The sequence below is a fragment of the Flavobacterium sp. CG_23.5 genome (assembly GCF_017875765.1).
Taxonomy (GTDB): Bacteria; Bacteroidota; Bacteroidia; order Flavobacteriales; family Flavobacteriaceae; genus Flavobacterium.
The window spans coordinates 3363809-3379496 of sequence record NZ_JAGGNA010000001.1 but is presented as its reverse complement, the minus strand read 5'-3'; the positions used below and the strand labels follow the sequence as shown (position 1 = coordinate 3379496).

Annotated in this window: 13 protein-coding genes; 12 read left to right on the top strand and 1 reads right to left on the bottom strand. The window is 31.9% G+C overall.

The genetic code is table 11. From position 1 onward, the window contains the following. Nucleotides 1-121 precede the first annotated feature (121 nt). From H4V97_RS14480 to H4V97_RS14445, 8 genes are all read left to right on the top strand, one after another. The gene (locus tag H4V97_RS14480; RefSeq protein WP_196849089.1) at nt 122-784 is read left to right on the top strand and encodes an ABC transporter ATP-binding protein; all 663 of its coding nucleotides are present in this window, start codon (nt 122-124) and stop codon (nt 782-784) included. Between the two features lie 72 nt (nt 785-856). Further along, a complete protein-coding gene (locus tag H4V97_RS14475; RefSeq protein ID WP_196849088.1) occupies nt 857-1621 on the top strand; it encodes a TIGR02757 family protein in 765 nt (254 codons plus the stop codon). A 362-nt stretch (nt 1622-1983) separates the two neighbouring features. Next, nucleotides 1984-2343: a response regulator transcription factor gene (locus H4V97_RS14470; protein ID WP_196849087.1), complete on the top strand. Its 360-nt coding sequence runs from the start codon at nt 1984-1986 to the stop codon at nt 2341-2343. 29 nt (nt 2344-2372) lie between these two features. Continuing rightward, complete coding sequence (locus H4V97_RS14465; protein WP_209550079.1) at nt 2373-3476, top strand: hypothetical protein; 1104 nt, start codon at nt 2373-2375, stop codon at nt 3474-3476. Nucleotides 3477-3597: 121 nt separating this feature from the next. Further along, a complete protein-coding gene (locus H4V97_RS14460; protein ID WP_245345243.1) occupies nt 3598-4902 on the top strand; it encodes a glycosyltransferase family 2 protein in 1305 nt (434 codons plus the stop codon). Nucleotides 4903-4919: 17 nt separating this feature from the next. Next, on the top strand, nt 4920-7310 hold the full coding sequence (locus H4V97_RS14455; RefSeq protein WP_209550077.1) for an LTA synthase family protein: 2391 nt from the start codon (nt 4920-4922) through the stop codon (nt 7308-7310). After that, nucleotides 7307-8572, top strand: a complete 1266-nt coding sequence (locus tag H4V97_RS14450) for a YaiO family outer membrane beta-barrel protein (RefSeq protein WP_209550076.1) — start codon at nt 7307-7309, stop codon at nt 8570-8572. The genes H4V97_RS14455 and H4V97_RS14450 overlap by 4 nt, the downstream gene beginning before the upstream one ends. A gap of 127 nt (nt 8573-8699) precedes the next feature. Next, complete coding sequence (locus H4V97_RS14445; RefSeq protein ID WP_209550075.1) at nt 8700-10052, top strand: DEAD/DEAH box helicase; 1353 nt, start codon at nt 8700-8702, stop codon at nt 10050-10052. A gap of 86 nt (nt 10053-10138) precedes the next feature. Here H4V97_RS14445 and H4V97_RS14440 read toward each other — a convergent pair whose 3' ends face one another. Continuing rightward, nucleotides 10139-11251: a lactonase family protein gene (locus tag H4V97_RS14440; RefSeq protein WP_209550316.1), complete on the bottom strand. Its 1113-nt coding sequence runs from the start codon at nt 11249-11251 to the stop codon at nt 10139-10141. 184 nt (nt 11252-11435) lie between these two features. Here H4V97_RS14440 and H4V97_RS14435 point away from each other — a divergent pair, with 184 nt between their 5' ends. The 4 genes from H4V97_RS14435 to H4V97_RS14420 are packed head-to-tail and all read left to right on the top strand — an operon-like array spanning nt 11436 to nt 15632. Beyond that, nucleotides 11436-13364: a vWA domain-containing protein gene (locus tag H4V97_RS14435; RefSeq protein ID WP_209550074.1), complete on the top strand. Its 1929-nt coding sequence runs from the start codon at nt 11436-11438 to the stop codon at nt 13362-13364. A 31-nt stretch (nt 13365-13395) separates the two neighbouring features. Then, nucleotides 13396-14649: a dihydroorotase gene (locus H4V97_RS14430; RefSeq protein WP_209550073.1), complete on the top strand. Its 1254-nt coding sequence runs from the start codon at nt 13396-13398 to the stop codon at nt 14647-14649. Nucleotides 14650-14653: 4 nt separating this feature from the next. Continuing rightward, the gene (locus H4V97_RS14425; RefSeq protein WP_209550072.1) at nt 14654-14980 is read left to right on the top strand and encodes a hypothetical protein; all 327 of its coding nucleotides are present in this window, start codon (nt 14654-14656) and stop codon (nt 14978-14980) included. A 4-nt stretch (nt 14981-14984) separates the two neighbouring features. Then, nucleotides 14985-15632 carry an alpha/beta hydrolase gene (locus H4V97_RS14420; protein WP_209550071.1) on the top strand — a complete coding sequence of 216 codons (648 nt, stop codon included), beginning with the start codon at nt 14985-14987 and terminating at the stop codon, nt 15630-15632. The last annotated feature ends 56 nt before the right edge of the window (nt 15633-15688 follow it).

The window sequence follows — 15688 nt, the reverse complement described above, 5'->3', positions numbered from 1 at the left end:
TCTATTAATAACACGTGACTAATCCATATTAACTAAAGTTTATAATTTGTGAAAGGAAATATCTATTGTATCCATTTAATAATCATGAAAATCTTTGTTTCTTTGTGCAAATATTTTCAAAATGATACAAGCCAAAAATCTACATAAATATTACGATCAACTTCATGTGTTAAAAGGAGTTGATTTACATATTAAAAAAGGGGAAATAGTATCTATCGTTGGTGCTTCGGGAGCCGGAAAAACAACATTATTACAAATTCTTGGAACTTTAGACAAACCTACCGTTGAAAATGAAATAGAATTACGAATCAACGACGAAGATATTCTGAAGATGAATGACAAAACTTTGTCCAAATTCAGAAATTTGAATTTAGGTTTCATTTTTCAATTTCATCAATTACTACCTGAATTTACGGCGATGGAAAATGTTTGCATTCCTGCCTTCATTGCTAATAAGTCAAAAAAAGAAACTGAAATTGAAGCTGAAAAGTTATTAACCTATCTTGGGCTTTCACATCGACTGAACCACAAACCTAACGAACTTTCGGGAGGAGAACAACAGCGTGTTGCTGTTGCTAGAGCTTTAATCAACAAACCAGCAATCATTTTTGCCGATGAACCTTCAGGAAATTTAGACACGGCATCGGCAGAAAATTTGCATCAGCTGTTTTTTAAACTAAGGGCTGAATTGGGACAAACATTCGTGATTGTCACTCACAATGAAGAATTAGCAAATATGGCTGACAGAAAATTAATCATGGTGGACGGACAAATTAGTAATTAAAAAAGTGAAAATTTTCAAGTTTAAGGTTCATTTGAAAACACAAACCGCTTTAAACTTTCAACTTTAAACAAAATGAATTCATCAGAACTTAAAGATTTTCTCGACGAAAAAGTTATTCAATACAACACAGTCGACTTCATAGAAAGCGATCCCGTACAAATTCCACATTTGTTTTCTCTAAAGGAAGATATCGAAATTGCCGGTTTTATGAGTGCTACAATTGCTTGGGGAAATCGTAAAATGATTATCAAAAACTCACATCGAATGATGGATTTGATGGGAAATGCGCCCTACGATTTTGTAATGTCTCATAACGAAAATAATTTAGAGCAATTAGAATCTTTTGTACACCGCACTTTCAATGCACAGGATTTTGCTAGTTTTATTAGAAGTTTGAAACATGTTTATCAAAATCATGGAGGATTAGAAACTGTTTTTAATAAATTTAAGGAACTAGAATCTATGCAAAAAAGCATTCATGAATTCAAAAAAATATTTTTTGAAGTTCCCCATCAATACAGAACTCAGAAGCATATATCTGATCCTTTAAATAATTCGGCAGCGAAACGAATAAACATGTATTTACGGTGGATGATTCGACAAGATAATAAAGGCGTTGATTTAGGAATTTGGAAAAGCATATCTCCAGCCGCTTTATCTTGTCCCTTGGATGTGCATTCCGGGAATGTTGCTAGAAAATTAGGTTTACTAACCCGAAAACATAATGATGGAAAAGCATTAGCGGAATTAGATTTACAACTCCGGAAATTAGATTCAACGGATCCGGTTAAATATGATTTTGCTTTATTTGGATTAGGGGTTTTTGAAGGGTTTTAAATTAGTGTTATTATCGATAAATTGTTTTTTTTAAACCCCAAATATTTTTTTTAAATCATTTAAAAATCTACATTTGAATATTTTACAGCTTTATTCCTGCTTTTAGATCTCGTTTATGCATTTCATCGATTATAACGACGTTTAATCGATTTCGTTAAATAAAATTGTGTTAATTTCACATTAAATAGGTAATTAAAAATGATGTTTATTTTATATTTTATTGATTAAAGCATTTTAAATATTTATTTTATAAGTAGGTATTAATAATTATTTGAAATCATGAAACCAAAACAGAAGCTATCAAGAATACAATAGTAGAATAATTAATTAATATTCAACTAAAGTTATGACACTATAATTACATGAAAAAAATTGTACTCGCAGAAGATAATTCAATGCTTTCTATGCTGCTTAAATTCAGATTAGAAAAAGAGGGGTATTCACTGCTTATTGCGGAGAATGGAAAGGAAACGATTGAACTAATTGAGCAACATAATCCAGAATTAATATTAACCGACATTATGATGCCTTTCATCAGTGGACTGGAAGTCATCAGTCATGTAAGAAACACATTGAAAAGTCAAACGCCCATAATTGTTTTTTCGGCATCTGGGCAGGAAGAAATAGTAATTAAAGCATTCAAATTAGGAGCTACTGATTTTATGACTAAACCTTTTAGTCCAAATGAATTAGTGAATAGAGTAAAAAGGATATTAAAATAATTTACAGATACACGTCCGCGTTAAATAATATGATTCAAAATAATTATTTTATTGAAAATTTTGAACAATCTCCTTTAATAATTCAAATAGTTTGGACTTCTATTGTTATCATTATTTTTTTACTTTTCATCATCATAATATACCTGAAATATCTACGAAGCATTTTAAGGAAGAATGACCGATTAAGAAGCGAATTAGAAAAAAAATATGAAACTGCTGTTATAAATTATTTATATGCAGGAGATGAAAGGGATGAAATAAGTGATGAACAACAATCAATCATTGATGAATTAAAATCAACTATTTCGGAACCTTGTAAAAGAGATATTTTAATTTCAACATTATTGAAGTTAAGCTATGAAATCTCTGGAGAAATGGCTGAATCTATTCATAAGCTTTATATTCACACAGGCCTTTTAGATTATTCATTAGCTAAACTAAGAAATAGAAAATGGAACATCATTGCTGACGGAATCAGAGAAGTGACACTTTTTCATGTAAAAGAGGTTCAAGATCAAATTAAAATACATATTAATCATCCCAAAATACAAGTACGTAGTGCCATGCAGTTGTACCTAGTCAATTTATTTCATTTTGAAGGGCTTGATTTTTTAAATCACATCACAACCCCAATATCCGAATGGGACCAAATTCAATTATTGGAAGTACTACACTTAAATAATAACCAAAAGGTTTCAGATATAAAATTATGGCTAAACTCTCCTAATGAATCCGTAGTGTTTTTTGCATTAAAACTCGCTAAAATCTACAACCAATATGGAGCTAAAAACGAATTAATTGCACTTTTGAATCATGAAAATATAAAGATCAGGATTCATGCTATTCATCTTTTAAGCTATTTAAATATTATTGAGGCAAAAATAACTTTGAAAAATAATTTTGAAAAACTCACTTTAGAAGAACAAATTGTTTTTTTTGAGATGTTGGAAAATTTATATGAAAAAACGGATAAACCTTTTATTCTAGAACATATCCTTAATACAAATTTCGAAATCAAATTCTCTGCCCTTAAAATTTTAAAAAACTTAAATATTAACGAATTCAACTCTTTTAAGAATTTGACAGTAGAACCTGAATTTGTGAGAATCGTAAAACATATAGAATCAAACTAATTTTTTTCAAGCACAAAACATGACTTCCCTCATCCATTTTTTATTTTTTTTATATAGCTTTACCATTATAGGTTCGTATATCATATTGGGTATTATATCTGTATTTGAGACTATTGAATACATGAAAAAAAACAAGTCCGTTAATTACAACAAAATATTATCTTCAAATATCTCCCCTTCTATATCAATTATTGCACCTGCCTATAATGAAAGTCTAAATATTATTGAAAATGTAAGATCATTGCTTTCATGTCATTATGCAAATTATGATGTAATTATTATAAACGATGGAAGTAAAGATGACAGCCTTGAAAAACTTATAGCGGCTTATAACCTGATTCCCGTTGATTTTCTTATCAATGAACAAATTCCAACACAACCATTAAGAAACGGAATTTATAAATCGACAAATCCTGCCTTTGAAAAATTGATAGTTGTTGATAAAGAAAATGGAGGAAAAGCAGATGCACTGAATATGGGACTCAATATTAGCACTAATAAATATGTTGCTTGTATAGACGTTGATTGTTTATTGATTGAAGATGCACTTTTAAAATTAATAAAACCTTTTTTGGAAGCTATTGATACAAAGGTTATAGCTGCGGGAGGTGTAATCAGAATTGCCAATTCATGTGTTATTAAAGAAGGTAAATTGCTTGATGTCAACCTTCCTGAAAAAATGTTGGAAAAAGGGCAAATTCTAGAATACTTGAGAGCTTTTTTATTGGGCAGAATGGCTTGGAGCAGGTTAAATGGGTTGCTGGTTATTTCCGGTGCTTTTGGCTTATTTGATAAAAGAATAGCTATTGATGTTGGAGGATATGACATTAATACTGTAGGAGAGGATATGGAGATCATTGTTCGGATGAGAAGGTATATGGAAGAAAAGAAACTCAAATATAAAGTGGCTTATATTCCAGACCCACTTTGTTGGACAGAAGCACCTGACAACTACAAAACATTTATTTCCCAAAGAAACAGATGGACACGAGGCACTATTGAAACCCTTAGAAAGCACAGAAAAATTGGATTTAAACGAAAATACAGTTCTATGGGTACGCTGAGCTATCCTTATTGGTTTTTATTCGAAAGATTGGCACCAATAGTAGAGGTATTAGGTGTAATATATTTTGCATATCTTATTTTTAATAATGAAGTGAGATGGGATTACACTATTGCCTTTATAGCTTTAGCTTATTTATTCACTGTATTATTTTCAATCGCAGCTGTTATTTCTGAAGAACTTACCTATCATCAATATAAAAAGAAAGGAACTGGATTTAAGATGGTAGTAATCGCTTTTTTGGAACCTTTTGTTATCCATCCGTTCATCTTATATGCAGCTATCGTTGGAAATAAAGATTATTATTTCAACAAAAAAAAGAGATGGGGAGCTATGACCAGAAAAGGAATGACAAAAGCCTAAAATTTTAAAACACATAAATGAAAGATAAATACTTTTACCAAAATAGTTTAGAATATATTTATTCAACGGTTTCCTTAATAATTATTTTTTGCTTGTTAAGCTTAATTGAAATATTCAAAAATTTTAATTTACAAGCATTTGTCTACAAATTACTGAATGATTTTTTTACGGGATTATTAATCGGATTATTATTTTTTCCGCTGTATTTATTATTAAAATATATTAAAAATCCTTTAGGAATAATCGTTATTAAAATACTTTTCTGTATTATTTTGATCATTCAACTGGCATTAATAGGTTATAGTCTCACCACGCATATCAACCTTGGTGCTGATCTTTTAGGCTATTCTTTGAGCGATATGTACACTACTGTTACGGCATCTTTATCACTGTCATTCCTGACTTTTTTACCTTTTATCGTACTTCCTATTCTTTTTCTGGGATTGATACGGTTGTTCCATTTATTTGGACATAAAATCAATACCAAAATTATACTTTTATGCTTATTGATTTTTGGAAGTTTAAATTTTTTGATTGCCAGCAGTCACAAACCTGCATCACAGAATAAATTAAATTTCTTATTGAGCGACATCATAAGAACTCAAAACGATAAGGCTTCCGCTTCTGAAGGTAATCTCACTTTTAAGAAAGAATTTCCGTTAGAAAAACCATCTCAGGATACTAAAGATGTACTTGGTCCTTTTTTTAACATTCAAAAAGAAAAGCCAAATGTAGTTTTTATTATCATGGAGGGACTTGGAAGTGATTTTACTGACGATGGGGAATATAAAGGCTTTACTCCTTATCTGGATTCATTGACTTCAAAATCGCTATATTGGGAAAACTTCGTCAGTAATGCAGGAAGAACATTTGGCGCATTACCTTCATTAATGGGTTCATTACCGTTTGGAGAAAATGGATTTATGGAATTGAATCCCCTACCTAAACACAATTCACTAATTAGCATTTTGAAATCCAATGGATATACGACCACTTATTATTCTGGTGATGAATCTACATTTGACAGAAAAAGTAATTTTCTAGAATATAATGGCATCGATAAAATCATCGATATCAATAAATTTGGACCTGGTTATGTAAAAACAAAGGAAAATTCTGGTGGATTCTCTTGGGGTTTTCCGGATGCTGAAATATACCGAAAAACACTGGCGGAATTAAAAACTAAAAAAGAACCGCGATTGGATATCATAATGACTCTTACCAATCACGAACCTTTTGATTTTCCTTCTAAAAAGGTTTATTTAGAAAAAGTGGAACGGATTTTAAAAACAAAATCATATTTAGACCAAAATAGAATGAGTGAATACAAAGACATTTTTTCCTGTCTTTTATACACTGATAATTCTCTAAAAAGTTTTATGGAAGCGTATTCTAAAAGAACGGATTATGCCAATACTATTTTTATAATTACGGGAGATCATCGGTTAATCCCAATCCCCCAAAAAGACAACATATCCCGTTTTCATGTACCACTATATATTTTTAGTCCTATGTTGAAGAAAACGGCAAAATTCAAATCCATTTCTTCACACACTGATGTTACGCCAAGTTTAGTTTCTTTTTTAACGAATAATTATAAACTCAATAAAATAGAAAAAACGACTTGGATTGGTCAAGGCTTGGACACCGTTAGAGAATTTAGAAATATTCATACCATTCCTTTAATGAGATACAAAGGAAGCATCAATGATTATATCTACAAAGACTTTTATTATTCTGATGGAAATCTATTCAAAATCGATGAAAATTTTAATATTAGTGAGACAAACGATGATATGAGGGAAACGATAACCAGTTCTTTTAACGATTTCAAAAAATTAAATTCTTACTTAACCACGAAAAATAAAATTACTAAAGTTGCCTCCAACTTTATAAAACCTGCTTATGCATTTACACCTGAGCAACTTTCGACAATAAAAAAATTAACAAAAGGATTGGATCGCGATCAAATTTTCTTTCTAGCCAGAGATTTAGCCTTTAAAAAAGAACGAGAGAAAGCACGATTATTATGCAATTATGTTTTAAATGACTTGCCGAATTACGGGGACGTACGAACTCTGAAAGGAAGAACATTAGCTTGGGATGGTGATTATAAAAATGCAGAAATAGAATTATTGGAAGTGATAAACCGAACCCCTTTTTATGGTGACTCTTACTTAGCCATAATGGATGTATATTGGTGGTCAAGCCAAAATAAAAAAGCAGTCGAAATTGGTAAAAAAGCATTAGCCAATCAAATAAATGATCCCGAATTAGGATACAAATTGGCACAAGCATACAAGCGAGTAAATAATATCAAAGATGCAAATAAAACCATTGATAGCCTTTTAAAAATTCACTCTGAAAATAACAATTACTTAACTTTTAAAAAATCCTTGAAAAAATGATTTCAAAAATAGTTATTAAACTAACTTTTATACTGGCCGTTTCTTGCGTTTTTCAAATGCAAGGGCAACAAAAAATTTATAATGGTAATCCCGATACTTCTTTTGAAACAGCTCGGAATTTAGCTTTCAATCAACAACGCAAACAGGCACAAGATACGCTGCAATTCATTCTAACCAAATATCCGGATTATCACGAAATACGGTCATTTTTGGCGACAACATATTCTTGGGATGGTGAATATAAAAAAGCAAGGAAAGAGTTTGCTTATGTTTTAGAGAAAGATACTAAAAATAAAAGTACTTGGATTGCTGCAATAAAAAATGAATTGTGGGGAGATTTCCCATATCTTGCCTTGGAAAAGACTGAAAATGCATTGAAAATTTTCCCTGAGGATGGCGAACTTTTGTACTTGAAAGCAAGTGCTCAAGAAAAAACAAACAACTCATTAGAAGCTTTAAACACTATACAACTGGCATTGGATAAAAATCCAGAAGATCAAAAAGCCAAAGATTACAAAATCAGCTTAAATAAAATACTCAGCAAAAATGCTGTAGGAATTAATTCAACCGTTGATTTGTACTCGGATGTATTCGATCCAATGCAGTATCATACTTTTAAATATGGCCGACAAACAAAATACGGAAGTATAATAGCGAAAGTAAATTTCAATAGAAGATTTAATGAAAATGGGTTACAATATGAAGTCGATCTGTACCCGAAAATTTTAAAAGGACTCTATGCCTATGTAAATATAGGTTTGTCAAATTCTTTTCTATTTCCAGATGTTAGATTTGGTGCAGAATTGTACAAATCTTTACCAAAAAGTTTTGAAGTTTCCTTAGGATTCAGAACTTTACAATATAGTACTACCACTACTATATATACTGGATCTGTGGGTTGGTATTATGGAAATAGCTATTGGTCATTTCGGCCTTACATAACGCCTGGTGGTGCTGGAACCAGCAGCTCTGGAACCATGGAATACCGAAAATACCGCAGTGATGCCGACAATTATCTAGGCATAGCATTAGGAATTGGATTTTCGCCTGAAAACAATCAGTTTAATTTTAATGGAAATGAAGCCTCAATCATAAATTTAAAGTCGCAAAAAATTAATTTGGGATATTATTTTTCTAGCTCAAATAAACGTAATGCTTGGGGAACCCAATTTGCTGTTGCACACCAAGAAATAATATTTGATCCAGGCAACTACTTTTGGGTTTATTCCCTTAATTTATCTTGGGAACTTAAATTTAAGTAGAAAAAATGATTTAGTAAATCTTAAATCGAAAAGCGAATTACTATTGCAAATACCTTATTGTCAATAGTTTAAAATCTTATTCTGTGATTACTTTCAAAAAGACTATCTTTGCAAAAAATTTAAGCAAATGACTACTTTTGAGCAATTCAATCTTCCTAAATCCGTACAAAAAGCAATAGACGATTTAGGATTTACTACTCCTACTCCTATTCAGGAAAAAACTTTTTCTGTAATAATGTCGGGAAGAGATATGATGGGTATTGCTCAAACTGGTACCGGTAAAACATTTGCATACTTACTACCCTTATTAAAATTATATAAATTTACTCCAGGACATACTCCCAAAATAGTAATTCTGGTTCCTACGCGTGAACTTGTAGTACAGGTAGTGGAAGAAGTGGAGAAATTGACTAAATACATGTCAGTTCGAACGATTGGGATTTTCGGTGGTGTAAACATCAACACTCAGAAGACAGCTGTCTATAAAGGTTGCGATATTCTAGTGGGTACTCCAGGAAGAATCATGGATTTAACGCTGGATAATGTTATTCGTTTCGAAGAAATGCAAAAATTGGTAATCGACGAATTTGACGAAATGCTTAATTTAGGTTTCCGTACTCAATTGACATCTATTTTGGCCATGATGCCTAAAAAACGTCAAAACATTCTTTTTTCGGCAACGATGACTGATGAAGTCGATGCGATTTTGAATGACTATTTTGATTATCCGGAAGAGGTCACGCTTTCTGCCTCAGGAACACCATTGGAGAACATTAAGCAAACTGCCTATCAAGTTCCCAATTTCAATACCAAAATAAACCTTCTAAAACATTTATTACAAAACAACGAGGACATGAGTCGCGTTTTGGTATTTGTAAATAACAAGAAGATTTCAGATATGGTTCACGAACGCATCGAGGAAGATTTTGAAGATCAGTTTGGGGTAATTCACTCTAATAAATCTCAAAATTATCGTTTGAGCACCATGGCTTCCTTTCAAGAAGGAAATTTACGTGGTTTGATTACCACAGATATTATGGCAAGAGGTTTGGATATTTCCAATATTACCCATGTTGTCAACTTTGAAATGCCTGAATTACCTGAATTGTACATGCACAGAATAGGTAGAACGGGTCGTGCAGATGCTAAAGGTAAGGCAATTAGTATGATCGCTCCTCGTGAAGAAGAATCCAAAGTAGAAATAGAAGTACTGATGAATATGGAATTGGCAATCGAACCTTTCCCAGAAACAGTTGAAATATCATCAAAATTAATCGAACCTGAAAAAGACAGACAGCCGATTAAATTTATGATGAAAAAACAAAAATTGGATGGAGACGGTGCTTTTCAAGAGAAAAGTAAAAAGAACAAGAAAGTCAATTTGGGTGGACCTGGTGTAACTAAGAAAAAGACACACGGATCAGTCAACAGAAATATGTTAAAAACCAGAGACAAGAAAAGGAAAGACAAGAACAAATAAGACTGTCGAAGGTCCAAAAGTGAAAAGGCTAAAAAATGAAATTCGTTTTTTAGCCTTTTTTATTGTCATTTACTTTTAAAAGAAATCTAATTCTTCGTAAATACCAAACAAACTGGAGAACACAACATGATTCTTTTTCCAGTATCTGCAATGGCTCCCGTATTTTTATTTCGCTTAAAAATTACAATATCATTTGTATATTGATTCGCCACCAAAAGAAAATTCCCCGATGGATCAATCGCAAAATTTCTAGGTCCTTTCCCCAAAGTGCTCGTTTGTCCCTTTGACTCTAATTTTCCGTTTTTTAGGATTTTAAAAATTGAAATGGTATTTGCTTCACCTCTATTTGTTGCATATAAAAATTTTCCGTCAGGCGAAATGTGAATATCTGCTGAGCTGAAGGTTCCTTTAAAACCTTTAGCTAAAATAGTGGTTTCCTCCATTTTTTTCAGAATCCCGTTTGAATAACTAAAAACCGTTAATGAGCCATCTAATTCTTGCAATAAATAAACATATTTCCCATCATTACTAAACGTCAAATGCCTTGGTCCGCTGCCAGATTTCACAGAAACGCTGTCTTTAATTTTAAGGATTGCAGTAGATGAATTTGGATTGTATTGATACGAATACACTTTATCATTCCCTAAATCATTAGACAAAACAAACTTTTTATCTGGAGAAAAATGAACCATATGCACGTGCGGACCTTCTTGTCTTTTGGTGTTTATACCTTTGTCAAAATGTTGCACTACTTGCTTGGCTTCACTAATACTTCCGTCAGGATTTTTCCCGAAAACGGATATATTTCCGCCTGAATAATTAGCAACAATTACATTTTTATCGTCATTAATTATATAACATGGATCCGCTCCTTTTGAACTTTGTTTATTAATAAGGTTCAATTTCCCATTCGAAGAATTGTATCCAAAAGAACTGACCGTACTTTCGGCACCATTTTCGTTTACGGAATAGATAAAATTATTGTTCTTTGAAACCGTCAAATAACTTGGATTTATGACATTTTCAGTAGCATTTTTGAAATTAAAACTTCCTGTATTCGAATCAAAATCATAAACATATATTCCTTTGCTTTCACATTTATTGGTGTAAGTTCCAATAATCAAATTTTGTTTGTTTTTTTGGGCTTGCCCTACCGCTGTTATTAAAATTATTAGGAAAATGGAAAATATTTTTTTCATCATTAGATATTTTTATTCGAAAGTTAAAAATACATAATAAATTTAGAATGAATGCCTTTAGTTTGTTCCTATAAAATTTTATAACATCTTCTCTCAAAATTGTCAACAAATTTGTATTTTTGAATGATACGATTCAATGAAGTGCATTGAAAACAGAACCAAGTGAAGTAAACTCATCCTCCGAATGTATTTCAAACATCCCGAAATTTTATACTTTCTATTGATATTGATTGTTCCAATTTTGGTTCATTTATTTCAATTACGCCGTTTCAAAAAAGAATATTTTACTAATGTAAAATTCTTAAAAGAGCTTTCCATTCAGACCCGAAAAAGTTCAAAAATCAAAAAATGGTTGCTTCTCACCTGCCGTTCATTACTATTGACATGTATCGTTGTTGCCTTTGCACAACCTACTTTTAAAGCAAAAGACAGTCAAAATAAGACCAATGAAATGTATATTATCTTGGACAATTCTTTTAGTATGCAAGCCAAAGGAAAAAAGGGGGAATTGCTTAAACGTGCCGTACAGGAATTATTGGAAGAAACACCCGAGAATCTAAATTTTTCATTGCTTACCAATTCTGAAAATTATTGGAACACAGATATAAAATCGATTCGGAATACCTTGCAAAACCTTAAATACAGTGCAATGCCGTTCCAATTAGATAATTTAATGGCAAAGATAAAAGCTCATAAATCTGCTTTCAAAAAAGATATAGTGATCATAACCGATGCGGTGGGATTAGACAACAAACAGCTTATAAACATTGATAAAAACGACACTCCAGAATTTATAATTCCAAAAGCAGAGCAAAAAAACAATGTTTCTATTGACAGTGTTTTCATCAAGGGAACAACGGATAATTTTTACGAACTCAGCATTGAATTAACCGGTTACGGCGAAGATTTTTCAGCTATTCCAATTGCTTTATACAATCAAAATAAGCTCATTGCTAAAACAAATATAAATTTTGAAACAAAGAAAAAGAATATTCTTTTTACTATTCCAAAACAAACTTTTCACGGTTATGTTTCTATTGTGGACAATGGTTTAGCGTATGACAATACCTTCTATTTTAGTATTTCGAAAACTAAAAAAATCAATGTTGTCAGTATTGGAGAAGCCGAAAAAAGTAGTTTTCTATCCCGAATTTATACTAGCAATGAATTTGTTTATAGTAACTCCACTATTAGTTCACTCGATTACAATAACCTGCAAAATCAAGACGCAATTGTTTTGAACGAATTGGACGAAATTCCACAAGCGTTGCAAACCACCTTAAAATCATTCGTAGAAAAAGGAGGCAATCTAATTGTGATTCCATCTGCCCTAGCTGCCTCTGTATATATGAATTCCTTCGTGATGAATTTTGGCAACTTAAAATTCAATTCTTTCGAAAATAAAGAGAAACTAATTACAAAAATCAATTTTAACCATCCCTTATTCAGCTCCGTTTTTGAGAATAAGGTTAACAATTTTCAATATCCAAAAACAAAAAATTCATTCATACTATCCAGTTCAAGTCCTGCTGCTTTATCCTATGAAGATCAAAGTGTTTTCTTGGCATCTGTGCAAAATGCTGTTTCGGCAGTTTATGTTTTTTCGGCACCTATCAATACTGTAAATTCAAATTTCCAGCAATCACCTTTAATTGTTCCTACATTCTATAAAATGGCTATAAATAACCAGAACAATAACGTAAATGCATTGACAATAGGTGATAACAATCCGCATCTGACTGACGCGACTTTAAATAAGGATGATATTTTAACTGTAAAAAACTCAGAAGAACAATTTATTCCTATTCAAAAAATCCTCAATAATAAAGTGCAACTAACTTTCAATGACTATCCTGAACAAGCTGGAAATTTTGAAATATATAACAAAAAAGAGTGGTTGGAAAACATCAGTTTCAATTACAATCGGACCGAAAGTAATTTGGCCCAAGCCAATGAAAACCTCCTTTCTGACTACAAAATAATTGATTCTACCGCAACGTTTTTTGACACATTACAAACTAACAAAACCGATAATCAAATTTGGAAATGGTTTGTTATCTTTGCACTGTTATTTCTACTGACCGAAATGGCGATTATAAGATTCGTGAAATAAATAGCGAAGTTCAAATAATTAAAAAATACTTATGAAAATAATCATCAGAGGCGCCAAAATTATTGATTCAAAAAGTCCTTTTCATAACAAGACTTTAGATATTTTAATTGTTGATGGTTTTATAAAAAAAATTGGAGTTTCTCTTCCAAATTCAGAAAATGCTGAGGAGATAAAACTCGATAATTTACATATTTCACAAGGTTGGTTTGACAGTAGTGTTTCGCTAGGAGAACCTGGTTATGAAGACAGAGAAACTATTGAAAACGGACTTAAAACTGCTTCAAAAAGTGGTTTTACTGCAATTGCATTGCAGCCCAACTCCTTCCCTATTATTGACAATCAATCACAAGTTAATTTTGTATTGAATAAAGCCCAAGGATTTGCTACCCAGTTGTTCCCTATTGGTGCTTTGACCAAAGAGAGCCAAGGAAACGACATGGCCGAATTATTCGATATGAAAAAAGCGGGTGCCGTAGCTTTCGGAGATTATAATAAAAGTTTGGACAATGCCAATTTACTCAAAATTGCTTTGCAATACGTGCAGGATTTTGATGGATTAGTCATTGCATTTGCACAAGATGACAAAATAAAAGGAAACGGAGTGGCAAATGAAGGTATTGTTTCTACCCAATTAGGGCTAAAAGGAATCCCAAATCTTGCCGAAGAAATCCAAATTGCACGAAATTTATTTCTACTGGAATATACCGGAGGAAAATTACATATTCCAACCATTTCTACCGCTAAATCAGTTCAATTAATCAAAGACGCTAAAGCCAAAGGATTGAATGTAACTTGTAGCGTTGCGGTGCATCATTTGGTTTTAACCGATGCAACTTTAGAAGAATTTGACACCAGATATAAAGTTACACCTCCATTGAGAATTGAAACCGATAGAAAGGCATTATTAAAAGGAATAAAAGACGGGACGATTGATATGATTACATCGGACCATAACCCGATAGATATTGAGCATAAAAAAATGGAATTCGATACCGCAAAAAACGGAACGATAGGAATGGAAAGTGCTTTTGGCGCTTTGATGACCGTTTTACCATTAGAAACTATAATTGAAAAATTGACTGAAGGAAAATCTACTTTTGGTATCGAAAGTGATCCCATCGCTGAAGGAGAAAAAGCGAATATCACCTTGTTCAATCCAGAAGGGAAAAGTATTTTCACCAAATCAAACATCTTGTCAAAATCAAAAAATTCCGCTTTTCTAGGATTAGAAATCAAAGGAAAAGTTTACGGAATAGTGAATCAGAAAAAAATAATTTTAGTATAAAAAAATGAACAATAGTATCGAGGCAGGAAAAACCGCAGCCATAACAAGTTATATTTTAGGTATTGGTGTTTTCATAGCAATGTCCATGAATGCCGATGACAAAAATGCTTTTGCTTCCTTTCATATTCGTCAAGGATTAGGCATTACACTTACATTTATATCATTAGGATTGATTATCAGTAACTTTGATAGTTTACTGATTTCGGCACCTATGTGGATTTGCATTTCTGTTTTGTGGTCCTACGGAATTTTTACCGCTATAAAAGGAGAAACAAAACCAATGCCATTAGTAGGAGCCTATTTTCAAAAATGGTTTTCAAACATATCATAATAAAATGAAGTTATCACTTGAATATTTGGTTAGGGAACCAAAAATAAAATTAGACAAAAACCCTCTTTTACTTTTATTACATGGTTACGGCAGCAACGAAGAAGATTTGTTTTCCTTTGCTACAGAACTTCCAGAAGAATATTATATTGTTTCAGCGAGAGGGCCATATAACATGCAATACGGTGCTTATGCGTGGTATGCTATCAATTTTGATGCTGATGAAAATAAATTTTCAGATCATGAACAGGCAAAAATTTCAAGGGATTTAATAGCTCAATTTATTGATGAATTAATTCAAACCTATCCAATAGATTCTAAAAATGTAACTTTGGTTGGCTTCAGCCAAGGTTCTATTTTAAGTTATGCCATAGCCTTATCGCATCCCGACAAAGTACAAAGAGTAGTTGCATTGAGCGGTTACGTAAGTGAACCTATTTTAGAAGAAAACTACTTGCGTAATGATCTTTCAAAACTAAAAATATTCCATTCACATGGAACAGTTGATCAAGTAATTCCAGTAGAATGGGCTCGAAAAACAAAACCATTTTTGGAAAAATTAGGTATCAATGCTACTTATAAAGAATATCCTGTAGGTCATGGTGTAGCGCCACAAAATTTTTATGATTTTAAAAATTGGCTCCTTGAAAATTAGTATTCACAATTGTATTGCAGTTTTCGGTATTTTTGAACACTGAAAACTGCAACGGA

Bases quoted from the DNA above. Each gene is read 5' to 3' on its own strand.
- H4V97_RS14480 (WP_196849089.1), top strand. From the start codon at position 122: ATGATACAAGCCAAAAATCTACATAAATATTACGATCAACTTCATGTG.
- H4V97_RS14475 (WP_196849088.1), top strand. From the start codon at position 857: ATGAATTCATCAGAACTTAAAGATTTTCTCGACGAAAAAGTTATTCAA.
- H4V97_RS14470 (WP_196849087.1), top strand. From the start codon at position 1,984: ATGAAAAAAATTGTACTCGCAGAAGATAATTCAATGCTTTCTATGCTG.
- H4V97_RS14465 (WP_209550079.1), top strand. From the start codon at position 2,373: ATGATTCAAAATAATTATTTTATTGAAAATTTTGAACAATCTCCTTTA.
- H4V97_RS14460 (WP_245345243.1), top strand. From the start codon at position 3,598: ATGAAAAAAAACAAGTCCGTTAATTACAACAAAATATTATCTTCAAAT.
- H4V97_RS14455 (WP_209550077.1), top strand. From the start codon at position 4,920: ATGAAAGATAAATACTTTTACCAAAATAGTTTAGAATATATTTATTCA.
- H4V97_RS14450 (WP_209550076.1), top strand. From the start codon at position 7,307: ATGATTTCAAAAATAGTTATTAAACTAACTTTTATACTGGCCGTTTCT.
- H4V97_RS14445 (WP_209550075.1), top strand. From the start codon at position 8,700: ATGACTACTTTTGAGCAATTCAATCTTCCTAAATCCGTACAAAAAGCA.
- H4V97_RS14440 (WP_209550316.1), bottom strand. From the start codon at position 11,251: ATGAAAAAAATATTTTCCATTTTCCTAATAATTTTAATAACAGCGGTA.
- H4V97_RS14435 (WP_209550074.1), top strand. From the start codon at position 11,436: ATGTATTTCAAACATCCCGAAATTTTATACTTTCTATTGATATTGATT.
- H4V97_RS14430 (WP_209550073.1), top strand. From the start codon at position 13,396: ATGAAAATAATCATCAGAGGCGCCAAAATTATTGATTCAAAAAGTCCT.
- H4V97_RS14425 (WP_209550072.1), top strand. From the start codon at position 14,654: ATGAACAATAGTATCGAGGCAGGAAAAACCGCAGCCATAACAAGTTAT.
- H4V97_RS14420 (WP_209550071.1), top strand. From the start codon at position 14,985: ATGAAGTTATCACTTGAATATTTGGTTAGGGAACCAAAAATAAAATTA.